Below are 20,576 nucleotides of genomic sequence, written 5' to 3'. Positions count from 1 at the left end.
TTGTGCCCGGCAAATCAATCTCCATCTTCTTTTTTGAATTCAACCATAAAATCATCAGGTAGTTTAGGCACTAAAATTAAATTCGCATCATATCTCTCTTTTTCACAGGAACCACAGTCCTTTACAATTATTTTATATATATATTTCCTAAGTTCTTCATCTTTAATAACATCTCTTATAAATTTTGTTTCGCATTGTCCGGTTACCCAAAATCCGAGTAAACTAAAATTATTAAAATCAATTTCAGGTGGATTTAAAGCATACCCGGCTTCAGGCAAATTATAACAATTCGAATCGGTAATATTTAAAAGCTCATTCATGTTCCTGACAATCAAATATTCGTTTTCCTGTATATATCCTTCAACACACATGGGAAAATCATGCGTGTTATAATACTTTTCAATGATGCTCTTATTTGCATCATCTCCCCAGCAAACCGGAGATTTACTGCAAGAATCAGCGAACAATAAACATATTAAAGCAAATAAGAATGTAAACCTGGACTTCATATCTTTCATTATTGGGTACAACGGTCAAGAGCAAATGCCGGCCTGTGTTTTTGACCGGGTAAATTTAATAATTAAAGATGCAGTTTGCAAATAGATGAGGGTTTCTCATAAGTTATAATTATTATCTAAACCACGGAGACGCTGTTATAAATCCGCTGGAGGGTAGCTTTCAGAAAAACTTTGCAAACTTTCCTTTCGAAGTTTTCTGTAGCGACAACATTAAATTTCATCCAAAAGCTGATTTGCAGATTTTAGTGCTTATTTCCCTTCCTCATGAAGCTTCACATCATTGAAAGCGTCAACGATATCCTGAATTGCACGGCTTTTACGCTTATCTTTTATTTGTTTTATAATTCGCACATATTTCAATCCATTGACCAATTCCATGAAAAATGTCGCCTTGCTTTCTTGTATATCAAGTATTACTTTCATTTTCAAAATCTTTAATAACCAAGATGCAAAATTATATGATATCCGTCTGTTTTGTCTTTTTGTTTTTAATTATTCTTCTATAATCCCAAAATACCCCATTATGTGGTGACAAAGGGCGAAAACCCGACCCCGCCGTGGGTGGCGGAGGGATCTGCTCTTATGATCCCTCAACTATCTTAATCTCCTCCTCCGTCAGCCCATACAAAGCATACACCATCCGGTCTATCTCTTTATCGGTGGTTTCAATTTTAGCTTTCAGTTCAAGCGCTTTTTTACTTTCCTGTAAGAAGTAACCTTCCCATTCGGCTTCTTCTGAAAGGGATAGCTTTATTTTCTTTTTACCCAATTCCGTGATAAACGCAGCATAAGAAAGCAGATAACAGTTTTGCAGCTTGCCAGGTAGTTCAACTCCCTCATACCCGCTATCCCAGTAAGTCCTATTAACACACCAATAGGGGTGGGGATAGGCAATAAAATGTAGCGGATTGAATGAGTTGCTATTTTTTGGTTGATATAAAGATTGAAATCATTCATTTCCTGGCTTAGCCTTAGAAAAGCAGTTCTTATAATGAACCTTAAAGGTATTAATAATTATCACTCATATTATGAATCCGAAAGATAAGGAAATTTCCGCCACAATTTCAAACTTGAAATTACTTCAAATGCGAGCTGACGTAATCCCATCTTCAGAACTGTAACCTGATAAGCGGAGCCGGTAAAAAGGGCAGTTGATAAAAGGCGTTGCAGGTCGGCTGTTTAATGAATTTTAAGGTATGATTTGATTTCCGATATAAAATCTTGCATTTCTTTAAACATCTCAAGTACAATGTTCTTTTCAAATTCAACATAGGTATCATAATCTCCTTTAGTCCTTCTGTTAAATGCTTTATTGATTATTTTGCCATATTTTGAATTAATTAAACCCTCGTTTATGAAGTTTTTATTGAACCAACCAATAAGTTGGGCATGTTTCGAGGCCTCATATTGGTTCGCTAATCCCAACGCTAAAAGAGAATAGAACATTCCATAATAAATCCGGTTAACTGCTGATCGTAATCTGTTGTTCTCGATAAGAAGTTGAACATCTGATATTGTTTCTTCTGCTTGCTCCAGCCGATATTTAATTAAGTTTTCTCTATCGTTGCTTTCAATTGTCATGCGTGTATCCCGGATTTAATAGCATTAACAAAGACAGGTTGTCTCCCACGAATAGAAGTCAATTCTTTAATTGAAATTAGATGAACATCTAAGAGGATGTCATATTTTAAATCAATATCATAACACAAATCCAGAATTTGATTTTCATCCCTTCCCGAATAATCATTTTCTAAAACAATTAAAACATCAAAATCAGAATATTCATTGGAATCGCCACGTGCCTGAGAACCAAACAAAACGACATCATTTACAGATTTACCATAGTTTTTAAGCAAGTGGCTTTTCAAGTCAGATATTATTTTAACATTGTCAATCATCTTCCTAATTTTTAATAAAATTACAAAAAATGATTGAATTTGAAATTAAGAAATAGGTCTTCTGATTACACTTCAATGACCCCAACGATTTATGAAATACTCAACAAATGAAAAATACAACATGAAAAATGCAAAATGGAACATGAAGGTCGAATTGCACCCTGAATCACTTTAGGTACTTCAACAGATCCTGCCCGAGGTCCCGCCGGAAAGCTTTATTCTCATATTTAATTTTGTCCGCATTCAGATATGACTTCCTGAAAGCTTCTATTATTGTGTCCCCGAAAGAAGTCAGGGCCAGAACACGCCCGCCATGGGTAAGCACCTGATTTTCTTCAGGACCGATGATGGTTCCCGCGTGAAAAATGATGCTGTCTTCAACCAGGTCAAGACCGGATATAGTTTTATTTTTCTCATAACTTCCCGGATAGCCCGATGAAACCAACATCACCGTTGCTGCATACCTTGGATCAACTTCAATTTTATACAGGTCAAGGCTTTGGTTACCAATTGCTATGAACAATTCAAGCAAATCATTTTTAATCCGGGGAATGATGGATTCTGCTTCAGGGTCGCCCATCCTGGCATTGTATTCGATGACATACGGATCACCTTCAACATTGATCAGCCCAAAAAAGATAAATCCCCTGTATTCTATGCCATCCCGGATCAAGCCTTCGATAGTAGGCGTGATGACCCTTTCTTCGACCTTCTTCATAAAAGCATCACCTGCAAAAGGGACGGGGGAAACAGATCCCATGCCGCCCGTGTTCGGGCCGAGATCGCCCTCTCCGATCCTCTTGTAATCTTTTGCTGACGGCAGGATCAGGTAGTGCAAGCCGTCGGTCAGCACAAATGCGGACATTTCTATACCGGCCAGGAATTCTTCAATGATCACTTTCTCACTGGCCTCGCCGAATTTTTCATGGAGCAACATCGCCCTGATCTCCTCCTGTGCCTCTTTCAGAGTCTTGCATATAACAACGCCTTTACCCGCGGCAAGGCCATCCGCTTTGATAACAAAAGGAGGATTCATTTTCTCAAGGAAGTGAATGGCTTCTTTGAGCTGATCTTTGGTAAACGTCCTGTACCTTGCGGTGGGTATGTTATGTCTTTCCATGAAAGCCTTGGCAAAGTCCTTACTGCCTTCGAGCATGGCCGCCTGTTGCCTGGGCCCGATAACGGGAATCTCTTTCAGCAATGGATCAGCGAGAAAGAAATCATGGATGCCTTCCACCAGCGGCACTTCCGGGCCGACTACGACCATTTCAATCTTATTCTCCAGGGCCATCTCCCTGATTCCTGCGAAATCAGAAACAGAAAGGTTTACATTTTTTCCCAATTCTGCTGTTCCTGCATTGCCGGGTGCAATAAATAACTCCGTCAATAGAGGGCTTTGTCGCAATTTCCAGGCTAAAGCATGTTCTCTTCCCCCGGAACCAATGATCAAAACATTCATTCATTTCTTTTTTTACGGTTTTTTTGAATCTAATGCCTTTTCCATGGAGTCCCAGAGCAGGCCGGCGGTTCTTTGCCAGTTGAAAACCTGCCTGCGTTCACGTGCTTTTTCATTGAGAGAAATGCTAATTGAGGGATCTGACACAATTTTCATCATCCCTTCACAGATCGATTTTACAGAGAAAGGATCGATGAGAATGGCAGCATCTCCGGCAACTTCAGGCATGGAGGTTACATTGGATGTAATTACCGGTGTTTCGCAGTAAAATGCTTCGAGGATCGGGATACCGAACCCCTCAAAATAAGAAACGTAAGTAAGTGCTGTAGCGGAGGCAATTACCCTGTTCAACTCGAGTGGTTCGAGCCGGCCGCAAAAACCCACATCCTTATTAAACTGCATCTTATCATAAGCTTCTTTGATACTTTTGGTCCACCATTTTTTCTGCCCGATGGTGAGCAGTTTCATGTTGATACCGGTTTCCTGCCTGAAGAGATCGAAAGCGCGGAATAAATTTGCCAGGTTTTTGCGGGGATGCAGGGCACCTACAAATACAAAATAGGGGATACCCTCGGAATATTTTGCCCTGACCAGGAACTTTTCAGACTCAGAAAGGGGAGAGTAACGGTCATTAGCGCCATTGTAAACTACATCGATCTTTTCAGGGGAAACATGATACTGGTTGATGATGTCCCGTTTTGAAAATTCCGAAACCGTCGCGATACGGCAGGCTTTCCGGGCATATTGCGGAAAATAATGACGATAGAATGTCCTTTCGGGATATGGAAGGTCCTCGGGATAATGTTCAAAATTCAGGTCATGAATAACATTCATCGATTTAACCGGGCTGGAAAGCGATAAATATCCATCGGGAGAGAAAAAGAGATCGGGCTGGATCTTTTTTAATATCCTAGGAATAGATTTTTCAAACCAAAGGTAATACAGCAACGGATGCCGGGCTTGCGGCGGGATAACCACGGGTGTGATATTCCCTGAAAAAATGAATGACTCATCGAATTGCCGGTCGAACATGAAATAAAACTGATGTTCCTGGTGCTGTTTCGTTATCCTTCTTAAAGTTTCGTAAGAAAACCATCCTATTCCTTCGAGCTTGTTTTTCAGGAGCAACCTGGTGTTAACGGCAATTCTCAATTTTATATATATTAAAAAGAAATTAAACTTCCGGTTACATACCGGATTTAACCCGTGCACCGTTTTTTAAATCTCATAACTTTGTACAAATTTAATTTTTTTTGAAAATGACTGGCTCAAGAGAGAATATTAAACCGCCTGTTATTATCACATTTTCCTAACAACCCATCAATGCAGAAAAAATTCCTGACCAATCTTGCCCTATTGCTGTTCCTGAACTTTCTGGTAAAGCCATTCTGGATTTTCGGGATCGATCGCACGGTGCAGAATACGGTTGGGCTTGTGGATTACGGTTTTTATTTTACCATTTTTAATTTTGCTTTTCTGTTCAATATATTGCTGGATGCCGGAATTACAAATTTCAACAACCGGAATATTGCCCAGCATGTCCACTTGCTGAACAAGCATTTCTCAAGCCTGGTAATCCTGAAATTCTTACTTACATTTATTTATGTTGCCGTGACCTTCATTGTTGCCCTGATCATCGGGTATAAAGGGGAACAGCTAACCATGCTAGCTTGGGTGGGGTTTAACCAGTTCCTCCTCTCTTTTATCCTTTACCTGAGGTCGAATGTATCAGGTATGCTAATGTTCCGCACCGACAGTTTTCTCTCCGTATTTGACCGGGTACTGATGATATTAATATGTGCTGCTTTACTTTGGGGGAACCTTACAGGTGGGGTGTTTAAAATCGAATGGTTCGTTTATGCCCAAACAGCGGCATACCTGATTACCATGGCAGTAGCCATGGCTATCGTTGTGCGGAAGGCAAAGTTTAAAAGACTAAGCTGGAACTGGCCATTTTTCCTGGTGATCCTGAAAAAGAGCCTGCCTTTTGCTATCCTGGCGCTGCTTATGTCGGTTTATAACCGGGTCGATTCGGTTTTTATCGAACGGCTACTTGAAGGAGCAGAAGGCAAGCGGCAAGTTGGTATATATGCTCATGCTTTTCGTTTACTTGACGCGTTTAACCAGTTTGCGTGGCTTTTTGCCGTGTTGCTTTTGCCTATTTACTCGAAGATGATCAAGATGAAGCAGGAATTGAATAAAATGATCAGGTTGCCTTATTCTCTGCTGATCACTTCAGCTATTATCGTCGTTACCGGTTCTTATTTCTACAGGACCGAGATCATGGAATGGCTATATCCGAGAGGAGAACTGGAATCAGCGGCTGAGTTTGCAGACAAACTCAGCCAATCTGCCCGGGTCTATGGTATCCTGATGTTCGGTTTCCTGGGAAGTACTACTATGTATGTTTTTAGTACGTTGCTCACGGCAAATGGCAATCTGAAGCAGCTGAACATGATAGCCCTGGGAGGAATTATTGTGAATTTCGGTATTAATATCCTCTTAATACCCAGGATGCAGGCTTCCGGTGCGGCTTATGCAAGTCTTGTTACACAGCTGTTCACGGCGGGCTCCTATCTTATCATGGCACAGTACTTTTTCCGTTTTAAGATAGATTATCGTTTTATTTTCACTCTTCTGTTCTTTATCGTTTTAGTGATAGGCTTTAACTTCATTTCGAAAGAATTATCCTTCCACTGGTTACTCAGCTTTTCGATCATGTTAACTGCCAGTCTTATTTCTGCTTTTACATTAAGATTGATCAATATCGTGGAAATCATTCGTTTGCTTAAAGAAAAATCGTCGGTTTGATGGTTAGGAATGAATTGGCTATTGGGTCCCTCGTCTCCGCCTTTGGCGGAGCCTCGGGATGACGGCATGGAGTTAATTTAAAGAGAAATGGGCGGAGCGCCAGATATCATCGTGCGACCGGAAAAAAAAGTACTTTTACATATGTAGAATAGTCTGATCAGGCAAATCTACTAATCGAAATAAAGCCAATACCGGACAACAATTTTTTATATTAAGCCTGAGATTATTAAATTATTAAAAATGAGGACGAAGATTTCAAATCTTTTAAGGCAATTAGGAATATTACTCTTTACTGACAAAATAAGATTTTTCATTTTCCATTTAAAGAAATTAAAAGAAAGAAGAAGGTTCATATCAAAAAATCCTGGCATTCCAATTCCCCCTGCTTATCTCATTTATGAAGCATTTGACCTCAATTATGACAGCTATTATTTTGCAAGCAGGAATACAGCCGCTTGGTTACTGGATCATTTCAAAAGACACTATCAATTAATCAATATAAATATTTTAGATTGGGGATGTGGACCCGCAAGAATCGTCCGACATCTTCCGGATTTACTTGATAAATCATGTTCCGTCTATGGGACTGATTATAATGCAAAATCAATTGCCTGGAATAAAAAAGCGATAAAGGGAGTCAATTTTAACCTGAACGATACTGAGCCACCATTGCCTTATGTGGACAATTCATTTGACATTATTTATGGCATTTCGATTTTTACACATCTTCCTGAGGGATTGCATTACAAGTGGTTTTCTGAATTAGTGCGAATAACTAAAAAAAATGGCATTTTATTCCTTACGATGCAGGGTAATGCATTCAGGATAAAACTGACAATATCTGAACTAGATCAATTTAATCGGGGAGAATTAATTACAAGAGGTAATACAAAAATTGGCCATAGGACGTATACTGCTATTCATCCCCCTGACTTTGTAACAGAGCTTATAAAAGGACACCAATTACTCGAGCATATTGAAGGCGATATAAGAAACAACAAGCCTCAGCAGGACATTTGGATCATAAAAGTGATCAAGTAAATACCTCTTAGAATTACCCAACATGTTCTTATCCAATTATTTTGCAGTAATTCTTGAATAATTTCCTCCTCATTTTTAAATCTAATTTTATTCTATTTTTACTGAAATATGGTTTACATTGTAAATCTTCAGCCAAAAGCGGACTAATTTAGGTGAAATACTTGCTGGCGCAGGTCAGGCGCACCTTTTTTATTCAAACAATGATAAAAGTCGGAAATATCGGTACTTTTCAAAGTTTTGTAAGCGAGGGATCTGCTTGCAGCATCGGAACCTTATTTTAATATTATAGTTTATAGAAAAAGCTAAACTTTAAATATTTATTTCTAAATTTGATCTCTTTTTCGTAAAAAGGAAAACATGACTGATCAGTTGAACCAGGAACCCTTCAAAAAGGAACTTAATTCCATCAACCTGTTGCATTTATTATATAAGTGGAGACTTCCACTGGCTATTATTACCGCCATTGCTATCGTTGCCTCAATTATTTTTTCATCGCCCTTCTTTATTAAGCCCAAATACAAATCTTCCGTGATCATGTTCCCGGTTGCGACCAATTCGATTTCCAAAGTTTTGATCAGCCAGAACAGCGGAATAAAAGAAGATATTCTGGGTATCGGTGAAGATGAGCAAGCTGAACAGATGCTGCAGATGCTGAATTCTAACCTGATCAGGGACAGGATTGTTGAGAAATATGATCTCATGGGGCATTATAATATCTCCCCGGATTCAAAATATAAATATACCCGGTTACACAGGGAATATGAAAATAATGTCAAGTTTCGCCGGACGGAATACATGGCTGTGAAGATCACCGTTTTTGATACCGATCCGCAAATGGCAGCGGACATGGCTAATGATATTGCAGCCTTGCTTGATTCTACCAGGAATATTATGCAGAAAGAGAGGGCGGTCAAAGCTTTCCAGATTGTCGATGAGCAGTATCGCAGCCTTGAAAATGAAGTCAGTAGCATCGTCGAATCATTAAGATACCTCGGAAGTAAAGGAGTTAATGATTACGAAAGACAATCAGAAGTTCTTAACCAGCAGTTTGCTATTGCACTTTCTCAAAACAATCAACATGCAGTCAGAGTCCTTCAACAGAAACTTGATACCATCGGAAAATACGGAGGGGTTTTCCTATCTCTGAAGAATGAACTGGAGTTTAAGACAGAGCAGTTGACTTTGCTAAAGACCAAGTACCAGGAAGCCAAAGTTGACGCAGAGCAGTTTCTGCCTCAGAAATTTATCATAAACAGCGCTTACAAAGCAGAGATCAAATCATACCCGATCCGGTGGATCATATTGGTTGTCACTGCCTTTATCGTCTTCTTTGCGGCGGTTTTAACCATTATCATCGTTGAGAATTATACGAAGTTACAGTTAAAAAAAAACTTCAGTTCCCAATAATACCTAAGCTGAATGTCAGATTTCAGAAATTTAAAATATCTGAGCTCAAAATGGAAAAATACTTTAATAATACGAACCTGATCAACCTTCTGCTCAAATGGAGAATCCACCTGCTGGTGATCCTTTCGGTTGCAGTTGTGCTGGCGGTTATCTTCTCCAGCTCCTTATTCATCACACCAAAATTCAAATCCATGGCCGTGATCTATCCGGCTAATGTATCACCGTATTCTGAAGAAAGTGAAACGGAACAGATGTACCAGATCCTGCAGTCACAGGATATTATTGACAGTGTGATTACAAAGTTTAACCTGCCTGAACATTACAAGATTTCAAAAGATTATAAATACTTTAAAACAGCTATTTATTACGAATACAGCCAGAATATTAAAGTTGAAAAAACTCCTTATGATGCGGTAAGTATAGAAGCTCTTGACAAGGATCCTGTTATGGCCTGCAATATTGTTGAAGCGATTATCGACTTTTACAATCAGAAAGTCAGAAATATGCACAATGCCAAGTATTTGGAAGTGATGGACATGTTCAAGCAATTACTATCTAAGAAGGAAAGAGATATTGATTCGCTGAAACAAGCTTTATATACTCTAAGCGTTGAATCAGGCTTATTGGGTTATGATCAAAGCTCAGAAGAGATCATGAGGGGCTATTTGCGTACGGTGACCAGTGGCGCTGCAGCCAACATCAACTCTTCCGAGGTTAAACGTCTGAAAGATAATATGGAAAGGGTGGGGGGCGACCTGATCCTGCTGACGGAATCGATTAAAAATGAGGCGCGTGCCTATACAGCATTTAATGTGCAGTATGAAGATGCTCTCCGGTTTTACAAGGCTAAGCTGACCTATTGTAATGTCATTACACGCCCATTTCCGGCCGATAAAAAATCGTTTCCGGTCCGCTGGCTGATTGTGACCATGACGTTCATCCTGACCTTTTTCTTCTCCATTGTTGTTATTCTGATGGTTGAAAACCTGAGGGTGTCAAGAATCAGAAAAAATCAAAACCAATTGAATCATTGACCGAACGGGCGAAACTATTATGGGTTTATGGTGCCAGCGCGGTATTTATAGCCGCTAATGCCTACCTTTTTCTCCATGATAAATTATGGGGGCTGGCTATCCCTTTCGTCTTGTTATTGCTCATCCTGTATATTTTTTCGTTAGATAATGTGCTTCTTCTGATCACTTTTCTAACCCCTTTTGCCGTTAATCTTAAAGATGCCGAATTTGGGATCGGGATTTCTTTGCCTTCAGAACCCCTTATGTTCGGGGTTTTATTGCTTTTTATACTGAAACTTTTGCATGAGAGGTTCTATGATCACAAGATCATGAAGCACCCCGTTACCATTGCCATCGTCATCAATCTCGTCTGGATTTTTATTACCTGTTTCACCAGTGAGATTCCCACTGTTTCCATAAAATTCATGATTGCCCGTTTATGGTTTGTCATACCATTCTATTTTGCCGGAATATTGTTGTTCATGGATCTGAAAAATGTCAGAAGATTCCAGTGGTTATACATTATTCCGCTGGTAATAGTAATTTTCTATACGCTTTATAACCATTCAACTTATGGATTCGATAAGCCGCACAGCAATATGGTCATGAAGCCTTTTTATAATGACCATACGGCGTATGGTGCTATTATTGCCTTGTTCCTTCCCGTCTTTACAGGATTATCCCTGTCCCGGCAATTTAAGAGATCTTACCGTGTGATGGCTTTTATCATCCTGGCTATCCTGGTTACCGGCATTATCTTCTCATACAGCAGAGCAGCCTGGATTAGTGTAGCTGCTGCCCTGATGGTTTACTTTCTGGTCCGCTTCCGCATCCGGTTTTACTGGCTTTTGCTTTCCCTGGTGGTCGGTATCGGCCTCTTCTTTATGTTCCAGTACCAGTTCATTGATAAGCTCGAAAAGAACAAACAAGACTCTTCCACTGATTTCATGGAGCATGTCCAGTCGATTTCCAATATTTCATCTGATGCTTCTAACCTGGAAAGGATCAATCGATGGGCCTCAGCTATAAGATTGTTCAAAGAAAGGCCAATTTTTGGTTGGGGGCCGGGCACTTACCAGTTTGTTTACGCTCCGTACCAGCGTTCCAAGGAAAAAACAATTATCAGCACTAATTACGGGGACATGGGCAATGCCCATAGTGAATACATCGGGCCAATGTCTGAATCCGGCGTACTCGGAATGCTGAGTTTTTTCGGGATCGTTGTTACTGTCATTATTACCGGCATTCGTGTTTACCGGAGGTCTCAAAATAAGGAAGTCAAACTGTTGAGCTTGATGATCATGCTAGGACTGATTACTTATTATGTGCACGGATTAATGAATAACTTCCTTGACACAGACAAGGCGTCTGTGCCATTTTGGGGATTTACGGCAATATTGGTAGCAATGGATCTGTATCATTCCGGAAAAAAAGAAAGGGATACCCAGGTTATTGAAACACCTGAACCGTAAAAGATCCTTTCTTGTTTATTTACTATCCAGCTTTTTGAATAATTCGGGGAGTCTCTTCAGGTAGGCCATTTCCCGCCATTTTTTCCTTGCTTCTTCTGCAGGTGATCCGAAATATGTTATTCCCCCTTCAATGGATTTGTCAATGGCTGAAGTAGCCAATAGCACGGCTCCTTTACCGACCACGATATCTTTATTTACTGAAACGCGGCCCCAAAGGATAACCTCATCTTCGATCCTGGTAACACCTGCTATGGCGCAATGGGCGCCGATGAGACAATTTTTGCCGATATAGGTGTCATGTCCGACCTGAACATGATTATCGAACTTGGTGCCTTCATCAATAACAGTATCTCCCGAAACTCCTTTATCAATGGAACACAGCGCCCCTATCTCGACGCGGTCTTTGATCACGACCCGCCCGCATGATTCAAGTTTGCGGTAACCTGCGGATTTCTTCTGGAAGTAATATGCATCGGCACCAATGACCGAATTGGCATGGATGATGACCTCATCACCGATCACGGTATGGTCGTAAATACTGACATTGGAGTGGATCAGGCAGTTTTTACCGATTTTCACATGGTTACCAATGAATGCACCAGGCTGGATCATGGTTCCCTGGCCGATTTCAGCGGTAAGGCTGACCGATGCACTGCAAGCTTCGAAAGGCCGGAAATGCTTAGCCAGATAAACATAGTCGCGAAAAGGATCATCGGAAATAATGAGAGCTTTTCCTTCAGGCCGTAGCACTTCCTTGTTTATCAATATCGTGGTGGCCTTTGAATTCAGGGCTTTATCGTAATATTTCGGGTGGTCCACGAAAGTCAGGTCGCCTGGATTAACCATGTGGATCTCATTAATCCCGGTAATTAAAAAAGAAGGATCACCATCGAACCTGGCATTCAGCAAACCGGCGATTTCCTCGAGAGAATAACTGCGTGGGAGGTTCATATATTAATCTTTAGCTCTTTCAGCATACCGGTAAGTACGGGTATCTACCTTGATTTTCTCACCGGCATTGATAAACAGCGGTACCCGGACGATAGCGCCGGTTTCAACTGTTGCCTCTTTCAGCGTGTTGGTGGCGGTGTTGCCTTTTTCCCCGGGCTCGGTGTAAGTCACTTCAAGCGTGACCGTAGCCGGCATTTCGCACTGCAACACGGTTTCCGTTTCGGAATGGAAGATCAGGTCGACTGTCTGTCCTTCCTTGAGCAGGTCCGCAGCATCGATCATTTTTTTCTCGATATAGACCTGTTCGAAGGTATCGGAATTCATGAAGTGATAGGAATCCCCATCGTTATAAAGATATTGATGAGGCCTTCTTTCGATCCTGACAATATTGATCTTGACACCGGCTATGAAGGTATTTTCAAGCACCCGGCCATCACGAAGGTTCTTTATCTTGGTCCGGACGAAAGCACCGCCTTTGCCGGGTTTGACATGCTGAAACTCAACGATCGCCCAGAGGTCATTGTTAAATTCGATGCACAATCCATTCCTGAAATCCGCGGTTGTTGGCATATTACTGAGGTTTTAGAAAGATTTTCCGAAAATTTTTGCAAAATTACACCATTTTTCCAAATAAAAAAGTCCCCAACTTAACACTCAACACTTAACACTCAAAACTTCTTAAGTTTCTGCTCCCACATATACTCCGCATCCAACCTTATCATCTCTTTCAGCGGAATTCCCTTTTGTATCGCTTTTCCCCTGACGTGTTCCATCCAGACGGGATTGTCTGAAATAATCCGGCTGAAATGATCCTGGCCATAATTGATCAGATAATTCACCGTATCATTCCGGTAAAAAAGGAATTTTCCCTCTTCAATAAGGGCTTCTTCCAGAGAAATATGTCTCAGTGCTGCCCTATTGATGATATCTCCGTACCAGGGGCCGACCTGCATGGTCTTATTAATATTTTCATAGACAGGATCTTTCAGCCATGAATGTGTGTATAGCGCATATAACTGGTCGATAAAGGTCCAGTCAAACTTGTGAGGGAATCGCTCTATGATCATCAGGAAAATGACCTCCTGCTTTTCAACTTCCTGCCGGAGATTTAAGATCGAGATATTCATCCAGGCCGTTTCCCCGAAAGCGATTACATCATCCCCGCCTGAAACCACGGAGTCCTGAACGATAACTCCAGTGGATGAGAAGGTAAAAGTCTTGGACAACCTGCAGAAAAACTTTGACATCCTGGTTCAGGTTGATATCGCTGAGTAATTTCGAAAGATCCAGGCCGAATTCGATGGTTTTATCGGCTTCGGTTGTTCCACCCTGCATATAGTTATCGCCTCCATGGTAATCATAAATGGGATAGCCGAGAATAACTTCAGGCTTGTTAAGGCTTACATTGTTGTAATCCCAGCGGATAGAATCGTTATAGCCTAATATAGTCATCGCATGGTTAGCGCTGCCCCCGAAGGTGGTAAGCACGTATTTTCCCGCTTCAGGGGTGCCGACCTGGATCTGGTAAGCATTGGTGATGCGGTTATGCATACCGTTGTAATATTGAGTGTACCCGGACATCCAGCGCTTCGGGCCGCCATAACTCAGTGTACCGCCATAATCCACGACATTTCATAGGTGAAATTATACCCTATGTCAGAAGCCCAAGGATGGCAGCAATAACGAGAAGTTGAGGGATGTTCCTCATATGGATAAATTGAAGGGCTAAAGATATTGAAAAAATTGGAATTTAGAATTTTCTTACCTTTGACGCTTCATTTCAACACTTATGATGAACAGAATACTGGAATCCGCAGCATTTTTACGATCGAAAGGGATCACGGAACCTGAAATTGGCATTATTCTTGGAACCGGCCTGGGAAAACTGGCCGACCAGATCGAGCCTGAAATTGAGATCGATTATGAGAAGATTCCCCACTTTCCAATTTCAACCGTCGAATTTCACCATGGAATCCTGATATATGGCATGCTTCGCGGTAAGAAGGTCCTGGTCATGAAGGGCCGTTTCCATACTTATGAAGGTTATACCACCCAGGAAATCACCCTGCCGATCCGGGTTATGAAAGTCCTTGGAATACGCAGTTTGCTGGTTTCCAACGCCTGCGGTGCCATGAATACCGCATTCAAAAAAGGATCACTGATGCTCATCGAGGATCATATCAACCTGCTTCCGAATCCTTTGATCGGGCCCAATTTCGATGAACTGGGAACCCGTTTCCCGGACATGAGCCAGGCTTATTCAAAGGAAATCAATCAGAAGATAATCCGGATCGCTGAAAAGAACGGCATCACTTTGCATCGGGGCGTCTATGTGGCTGTATCAGGACCAAACCTCGAAACCCGCGCCGAATACAGGTGGCTTAGCCGCATTGGTGCCGATGTCGTTGGGATGTCAACCACCCCCGAAGTGATAGTGGCCAACCACATGAAACTCCCGGTGGCTGCTATTTCCGTTGTTACGGATGAATGTGACCCGGATCATCTTGAACCTGTCGATATTTCGAAAATACTTTATTACGCCTCCCAGGCCGAGCAAGGGCTTGTGAAAATCTTTTCCGACCTGGTGGAGGAATTATAAAAATCCTCCTTATGTCTGCTATCCTGACAGTAAAGTCGCCGTACGACCATCATTTTATCCGGGAATTTCCCCTTGCCGGGGAAAGAGAAATTGAACGCGCCATAAGCAAGGCTTATGACTTGTTCCATGACCAATCCCGCTGGCTCCATAAATACCATCGGATCGAAATCCTTGAAAGGCTTGCCGGCCTGATGGAAAAACAGGTGGAAGAACTTACGCGGATTGCCGCCGAAGAAGGTGGCAAGCCTTACCGCGATTCTAAAGTGGAAGTCCTGAGAGCCATCAACGGCGTAAAAATCGCAACAGCTGAACTCTATAACCTTCGCGGAGAAGAGATCCCGATGGGAATGACGGCTGCTTCGGTTAACAGGCTTGCTTTTACCACGCGGGAACCAATAGGCGTGGTATTTGCAATCAGCGCCTTCAACCATCCGTTGAACCTGATCATCCACCAGGTAATTCCGGCCATCGCAACCGGTTGCCCGGTCATTGTGAAGCCCGCATCTTCGACTCCTGTTTCCTGCTTCAACCTGGTCAGGCTGCTTTACGAGGCCGGACTGCCGGAGGCACACTGCACCGCATTGGTCTGCCGGCGCGACCTGGCTGAAAAACTCTCCGCCGATCCACGGATTGGCTATGTGACTTTCATCGGATCACATGCTGTAGGATGGCACCTCCGGTCGATCCTTGCCCCAGGCACACGAATTGCACTTGAACACGGTGGCGTAGCCCCGGTCATCATAGATAAATCAGCGGAAATTGAAGAAATAGCTCCCGGCATTGCCAAAGGTGGTTTTTACCACGCCGGGCAGGTCTGTGTTTCTGTGCAGCGGGTGTTCGTACATGAAGAAATTGCCCGCCCGTTCGCAGAAAAGCTTGCCGAAATCGCCGCTAACCTTAAAGTCGGCGATCCGCTCGATCCGCAGACGGATATAGGCCCCATGATAGCAGAAAGTGAGGTTAATCGAGTTCATGACTGGGTTGAAGAAGCCAAAGCAACCGGAGCAGAATTACTTACAGGCGGCCAATTAATTTTAAATCAATCTCCCCCGCTCCCCCGCTTCCCCGCTTCCTACAGTCCCACAGTCTTATTCGCTCCTCCTGAGCACATAAAGGTATCCAGGGAGGAAGTCTTCGGCCCGGTGATCTGCGTCTATCCCTATTCAGATCTGGGTGATGCCATCTCAAAAGCCAATAATCTGCGCTATGCATTCCAGGCAGCCGTCTTTACCCGCGATATCGATATGGCGCTGGAAACGGCACAAAAACTCAATGCTTCCGCCGTGATGATCAACGACCATACCGCCTTCCGTGTCGACTGGATGCCGTTTGGCGGGCGCGACGAATCCGGAATCGGCATAGGAGGGATCCCTTATTCAATGCACGAAATGACGCGGGAGAAGCTGATAGTGATGAAGAGCAAAGGATTGATTTAAGTGTTGAGGTTTAAGGGTTAAGGTTTAAGTTCTGGAAATTTATATAAATATTTGATTTACAGACAGTAAAAAAGTCCTAAACTTAACCCTTAAACCTAAAACCTTAAAACCTAAACTAACAACTTTTCACTATGAAACACCTTCACTTCTTGCTAATAATCTTTGTCATCATATTCGACAATCTTTCAGCGCAACAGAACTTAATACAATATATAAACCCTTTAATCGGCACACAACGCATGGGCCATACCTATCCGGGAGCAACGGTTCCTTTTGGCATGGTGCAGCTCAGCCCTGACACTGATACCATTAGCTTTGAAAAAGACGGAAAATATAACGGGGAGGTTTATGCTTATTGCTCGGGATATCAATATGATGACCCGACGATCGTGGGGTTCAGCCATACGCATTTCAGCGGGACCGGGCATTCCGACCTGGGAGATTTCCTGATTATGCCCACGGTCGGGGCTTTGCAGCTGAATCCGGGAACTGCCGTCCATCCTGAAAATGGCTATCGCTCTGCTTACTTACATCAGAATGAAGTTGCAGAACCTGGCTATTACAAAGTGAAGCTGGATGACGACGGCATTCTGGCGGAACTGACGGCTACAACGCGGGTAGGCTTTCACCAGTATACCTTCCCGGAAACCGACAGCGCCCATGTCATCCTTGATCTTATCCATGGGATTTATAATTATAATGATAAGAATGTCTGGACATTTATCCGGGTGGAAAATGATACGCTTGTGACCGGCTATCGCCAGACAAACGGTTGGGCCAGGACACGGGTGATTTATTTCGCGATGGTCTTCAGCAAACCATTTTATCAATATGGGCATAAAAAATACGATCAGACCGTTTACCGGGGATTTTACCGGAAGTTTGATGAAACGAAGAACTTCCCGGAAATGGCAGGCAAGAAGATCCGGGCTTATTTCGACTTTAATATGAAAGAAGGGGAGAAACTGAAAATCAAATTTGCCTTATCGTCCGTCAGTACGGATGGCGCCCTGAAAAACCTACAGTCGGAAATTCCCCATTGGGACTTTGAACGGGTAGTCAGGGAAAGCCAGGGAAAATGGAATAAAGAACTGAACAAAGTGGTAGTGGAAACGATGACCCCGGGCGATAAAGTGACCTTCTACACCGCCCTTTATCATTCTTTTCTCAGCCCGACGGTTTATATGGATGTCGATGGCGCTTACCGCGGCCTTGACCAGAATATCAACCAGGCAACTGATTTTACGAATTACACCACTTTTTCGCTCTGGGATACTTACCGCGCCTTGCATCCTTTGTTCAATCTAATACAGCCCGGCAGGAATACAGATATGATCAAATCCATGCTGGCCCATTATGATCAGAGCGTGCACCCGATGCTTCCAGTCTGGTCGCACTATGCCAATGAGAATTGGTGCATGATTGGCTATCACGCCGTTTCGGTCATCGCGGATGCCGTTGTAAAAGGAAATGATGGTTTCGATACCGGCCATGCGCTGGAAGCCTGTGTGAATACGGCCAATTATGATCTTTTTGATGGTCTGGGCTATTATAAAGTCATGGGTTATGTTCCGGAAGACAAGAATTCTTCCTCGGTTTCAAAAACATTGGAATATGCCTATGACGACTGGACCATTGCCCAATTGGCCGGTAAAATTGGCAATCCTGAAATTGATCTGATTTTTACCAAACGATCTGCAAGCTTTTTGAATGTTTATGATCCAGGAACGGGCTTCATGAGGCCAAAGCTGAACGATGGTTCATGGAAGGTGCCGTTTGACCCTCTGAATACGCATGGGCAGGGTTTTATTGAAGGAAATGCCTGGAATTACAGCCTTTATGTCCCGCATCAGATTCCTGAGATGATCAGCCTGATGGGAGGTAGGGAAAAATTTTCAAGGTACCTCGATTCGTTATTCACTATGCACTTGTCAGATGAAAATTTTAAAGAAACTGAAGATATAACGCGTGATGGGATTATCGGCTGTTATGTGCACGGCAACGAGCCCGGTCATCATATCCCCTATCTTTATAACTGGACCGGTCAGCCATGGAAAACACAGGAAAGGGTGAGGATGATCATGAAAGCCATGTATGCTGATGCGCCGGACGGGTTGTGCGGGAATGATGACTGCGGCCAGATGTCGGCATGGTACATTTTCAGTTCCCTGGGATTCTACCCGGTCTGCCCCGGAGCCGACTGGTATGCCATTGGAAGCCCCCTTGTAAAATCTGCCGTTATTACATTGGAGAATGGCAATAAATTGGAATTAGAGGTGAGAAATCAGTCGGAAACCAACTTATTCATCCAGGATATCCTGTTGAACGGAGAGAGATATTTAAAAAATTACATAGATCATTCTTCATTAATAAAAGGCGGAAAAATTACTTTTGTGATGGGTCCTCATCCTAATAAATCCTGGGGGAAAATTCTTCCGTAACGGTTTTATATTCCTTATCCTTGCCGTTTACTTCATTTTTAAAAATTAGCTGGTTTTAAATTTCTTAACTTTGTTATCCGGGTATATTAAAACAATATTTCTATGAGTCAGAAATATCGTGTCATCGTTGCTGTTATCGGGGTGCTCCTCGGTCTGTTCATGATGTGGTATTTCTTCGATATATTGATTTATATCATCACAGCCGGGGTGATATCTTTGATTGGCCAGCCTCTGGTGGAATTTCTTTCGAAAATCAGGATCGGCAAACTATCCATGCCTAAATCGATTGCAGCCCTCATCACAATTGTAACCCTGATAGGGTTGCTTGTGTGCCTGGCTCTCCTCTTTGTTCCGATGATTACGCGCCAGGCCCAAATGATCTCGAAGATCAATGTAGATGAAGTAGTTACATACTTTGCAGGGGTGATTGACCGGATGCAGGGGCTGCTGCTTTCTTATGATATTATTAAAGCAGACGAGACACTCCAAAGTATCCTGGAACGCCAGATCACTTCCGTGATCAATGTTGCTGATTTTTCCAACCTTTTTGAAAAGCTTCTCGGTGCGACGAGTACGTTAATTATCGGCATATTTTCCGTGCTCTTCCTTTCATTTTTTTTTCTGCGTGATCGCCAACTGCTCAGGAGCGGGATCCTTTTGTTTGCCCCTGACCGTTTCCAGCCTGAAGTTGTAACTATTCTGCATAAGACCAAGATCATGCTTTCAAGGTATTTTATAGGTCTGCTTTCACAGCTCTTTATCATGATGGTACTGCTTACGATCGGCCTGTCTGTCTTTGGGATTGAAAATGCAATATTGATAGGTTTTTTCGGAGGGTTAATGAACGTGATCCCTTACCTGGGGCCAATCATCGGGGCTTCTATCGGAACAGTACTCGGTATTTCCTCCGATCTGGGACTGGGATTGTATGATAATGCGCTGAATACGGCAATCACAGTAATCCTCGTTTTTTCCATAGCCAACCTGATCGATAATTTTGTCATACAACCCCTGATCTTCTCTAAAAGGGTAAATGCGCACCCGATTGAGATACTCCTTGTAATACTGATGGCAGGAAGCCTGGCTGGTATTCCGGGAATGATCCTGGCTATCCCGGGTTATACCGTGCTCAGGATCGTGGCGAAAGAATTTCTGAGCGGGTTTAAACTGATCGATAAATTAACCGAAAATATTTAAAAACATGAAAAAGACAATGTCAAATTTTCTCCTTGGCTTCCTGGCCGGCGCTGCCGCCGGTGCTTTAGCAGGTATATTATTAGCTCCCGATAAAGGCAGTATTACCCGTCAGAATATTAAGAAAAAAGTACAAGCACTAGCTGATGAATATGGCCTCGGATTAGGGGAACTGATGAATGAAATGGGAGTGGAACCGGAACATGAATTAAAGACAAAAATTCCAAGAGCAAAACCTGGAACTAAAACACAAAAACCACCGTCTGTAGCAAAAAGGAAGTACACCCGCAAACCCAAAACAGAATTGTAACCACTAACCAATAACATAATAACTATCAG

21 protein-coding genes are annotated in these 20,576 nt (G+C 42.5%); 10 read left to right on the top strand and 11 right to left on the bottom strand.

What is annotated here, in order from left to right; genetic code table 11:
• Positions 1-14: 14 nt before the first annotated feature.
• From M0Q51_00490 to M0Q51_00460, 7 genes are all read right to left on the bottom strand, one after another.
• The gene (locus M0Q51_00490) at positions 15-518 is read right to left on the bottom strand and encodes a hypothetical protein (GenBank protein MCK9398457.1); all 504 of its coding nucleotides are present in this window, start codon (positions 516-518) and stop codon (positions 15-17) included.
• 249 nt (positions 519-767) lie between these two features.
• Positions 768-941 (bottom strand): hypothetical protein, encoded by a 174-nt coding sequence (locus tag M0Q51_00485; GenBank protein ID MCK9398456.1) that lies wholly within the window; start codon positions 939-941, stop codon positions 768-770.
• Between the two features lie 157 nt (positions 942-1,098).
• On the bottom strand, positions 1,099-1,287 hold the full coding sequence (locus M0Q51_00480) for a hypothetical protein (GenBank protein ID MCK9398455.1): 189 nt from the start codon (positions 1,285-1,287) through the stop codon (positions 1,099-1,101).
• Positions 1,288-1,697: 410 nt separating this feature from the next.
• Positions 1,698-2,099, bottom strand: a complete 402-nt coding sequence (locus tag M0Q51_00475) for a HEPN domain-containing protein (protein MCK9398454.1) — start codon at positions 2,097-2,099, stop codon at positions 1,698-1,700.
• Positions 2,096-2,416 carry a nucleotidyltransferase domain-containing protein gene (locus tag M0Q51_00470; GenBank protein ID MCK9398453.1) on the bottom strand — a complete coding sequence of 107 codons (321 nt, stop codon included), beginning with the start codon at positions 2,414-2,416 and terminating at the stop codon, positions 2,096-2,098. Before M0Q51_00470 ends, M0Q51_00475 begins: the two co-directional genes overlap by 4 nt.
• 166 nt (positions 2,417-2,582) lie before the next feature.
• Positions 2,583-3,875, bottom strand: coding sequence for a phosphoribosylamine--glycine ligase (gene purD / locus M0Q51_00465; GenBank protein MCK9398452.1), 1,293 nt, complete (start codon positions 3,873-3,875; stop codon positions 2,583-2,585).
• 12 nt (positions 3,876-3,887) lie between these two features.
• A complete protein-coding gene (locus M0Q51_00460; protein ID MCK9398451.1) occupies positions 3,888-5,024 on the bottom strand; it encodes a glycosyltransferase family 4 protein in 1,137 nt (378 codons plus the stop codon).
• Between the two features lie 171 nt (positions 5,025-5,195).
• Here M0Q51_00460 and M0Q51_00455 point away from each other — a divergent pair, with 171 nt between their 5' ends.
• The 5 genes from M0Q51_00455 (at position 5,196) to M0Q51_00435 (ending at position 11,616) form a co-directional block, all read left to right on the top strand.
• Complete coding sequence (locus M0Q51_00455) at positions 5,196-6,683, top strand: polysaccharide biosynthesis C-terminal domain-containing protein (protein MCK9398450.1); 1,488 nt, start codon at positions 5,196-5,198, stop codon at positions 6,681-6,683.
• A 240-nt stretch (positions 6,684-6,923) separates the two neighbouring features.
• The gene (locus M0Q51_00450) at positions 6,924-7,724 is read left to right on the top strand and encodes a class I SAM-dependent methyltransferase (GenBank protein ID MCK9398449.1); all 801 of its coding nucleotides are present in this window, start codon (positions 6,924-6,926) and stop codon (positions 7,722-7,724) included.
• A gap of 357 nt (positions 7,725-8,081) precedes the next feature.
• Positions 8,082-9,131: a hypothetical protein gene (locus M0Q51_00445; protein MCK9398448.1), complete on the top strand. Its 1,050-nt coding sequence runs from the start codon at positions 8,082-8,084 to the stop codon at positions 9,129-9,131.
• A 50-nt stretch (positions 9,132-9,181) separates the two neighbouring features.
• A complete protein-coding gene (locus tag M0Q51_00440; protein MCK9398447.1) occupies positions 9,182-10,165 on the top strand; it encodes a hypothetical protein in 984 nt (327 codons plus the stop codon).
• Positions 10,162-11,616, top strand: coding sequence for an O-antigen ligase family protein (locus tag M0Q51_00435; GenBank protein ID MCK9398446.1), 1,455 nt, complete (start codon positions 10,162-10,164; stop codon positions 11,614-11,616). The genes M0Q51_00440 and M0Q51_00435 overlap by 4 nt, the downstream gene beginning before the upstream one ends.
• A 15-nt stretch (positions 11,617-11,631) precedes the next feature.
• On the opposite strand, the gene M0Q51_00430 is transcribed toward M0Q51_00435, so the two are convergent.
• From M0Q51_00430 to M0Q51_00415, 4 genes are all read right to left on the bottom strand, one after another.
• The gene (locus M0Q51_00430) at positions 11,632-12,567 is read right to left on the bottom strand and encodes a UDP-3-O-(3-hydroxymyristoyl)glucosamine N-acyltransferase (protein ID MCK9398445.1); all 936 of its coding nucleotides are present in this window, start codon (positions 12,565-12,567) and stop codon (positions 11,632-11,634) included.
• A 3-nt stretch (positions 12,568-12,570) separates the two neighbouring features.
• Positions 12,571-13,137 carry an elongation factor P gene (gene efp, locus M0Q51_00425; protein ID MCK9398444.1) on the bottom strand — a complete coding sequence of 189 codons (567 nt, stop codon included), beginning with the start codon at positions 13,135-13,137 and terminating at the stop codon, positions 12,571-12,573.
• A gap of 98 nt (positions 13,138-13,235) precedes the next feature.
• Complete coding sequence (locus M0Q51_00420) at positions 13,236-13,814, bottom strand: hypothetical protein (GenBank protein MCK9398443.1); 579 nt, start codon at positions 13,812-13,814, stop codon at positions 13,236-13,238.
• Complete coding sequence (locus M0Q51_00415; protein ID MCK9398442.1) at positions 13,723-14,193, bottom strand: hypothetical protein; 471 nt, start codon at positions 14,191-14,193, stop codon at positions 13,723-13,725. Before M0Q51_00415 ends, M0Q51_00420 begins: the two co-directional genes overlap by 92 nt.
• 163 nt (positions 14,194-14,356) lie before the next feature.
• Between M0Q51_00415 and M0Q51_00410 the strand changes: the two genes are divergently transcribed.
• The 5 genes from M0Q51_00410 to M0Q51_00390 all read left to right on the top strand — a co-directional run bounded on the left by M0Q51_00410 (position 14,357) and on the right by M0Q51_00390 (position 20,547).
• Entirely contained in the window at positions 14,357-15,166 is an 810-nt protein-coding gene (locus M0Q51_00410; GenBank protein ID MCK9398441.1) for a purine-nucleoside phosphorylase, read from the top strand.
• A gap of 11 nt (positions 15,167-15,177) precedes the next feature.
• A complete protein-coding gene (locus M0Q51_00405) occupies positions 15,178-16,602 on the top strand; it encodes an aldehyde dehydrogenase family protein (GenBank protein MCK9398440.1) in 1,425 nt (474 codons plus the stop codon).
• A gap of 131 nt (positions 16,603-16,733) precedes the next feature.
• Complete coding sequence (locus M0Q51_00400; GenBank protein ID MCK9398439.1) at positions 16,734-19,043, top strand: GH92 family glycosyl hydrolase; 2,310 nt, start codon at positions 16,734-16,736, stop codon at positions 19,041-19,043.
• Between the two features lie 102 nt (positions 19,044-19,145).
• Positions 19,146-20,240 carry an AI-2E family transporter gene (locus tag M0Q51_00395; GenBank protein MCK9398438.1) on the top strand — a complete coding sequence of 365 codons (1,095 nt, stop codon included), beginning with the start codon at positions 19,146-19,148 and terminating at the stop codon, positions 20,238-20,240.
• Between the two features lie 4 nt (positions 20,241-20,244).
• Entirely contained in the window at positions 20,245-20,547 is a 303-nt protein-coding gene (locus M0Q51_00390) for a YtxH domain-containing protein (GenBank protein ID MCK9398437.1), read from the top strand.
• Positions 20,548-20,576 lie beyond the last annotated feature (29 nt).

The sequence above is a fragment of the Bacteroidales bacterium genome (genome assembly GCA_023229505.1).
Lineage (GTDB): Bacteria > Bacteroidota > Bacteroidia > Bacteroidales > JAGOPY01 > JAGOPY01.
The sequence above is the reverse complement of the archived record's forward strand: the minus strand, read 5'-3'. Positions and strand labels throughout refer to the sequence as shown.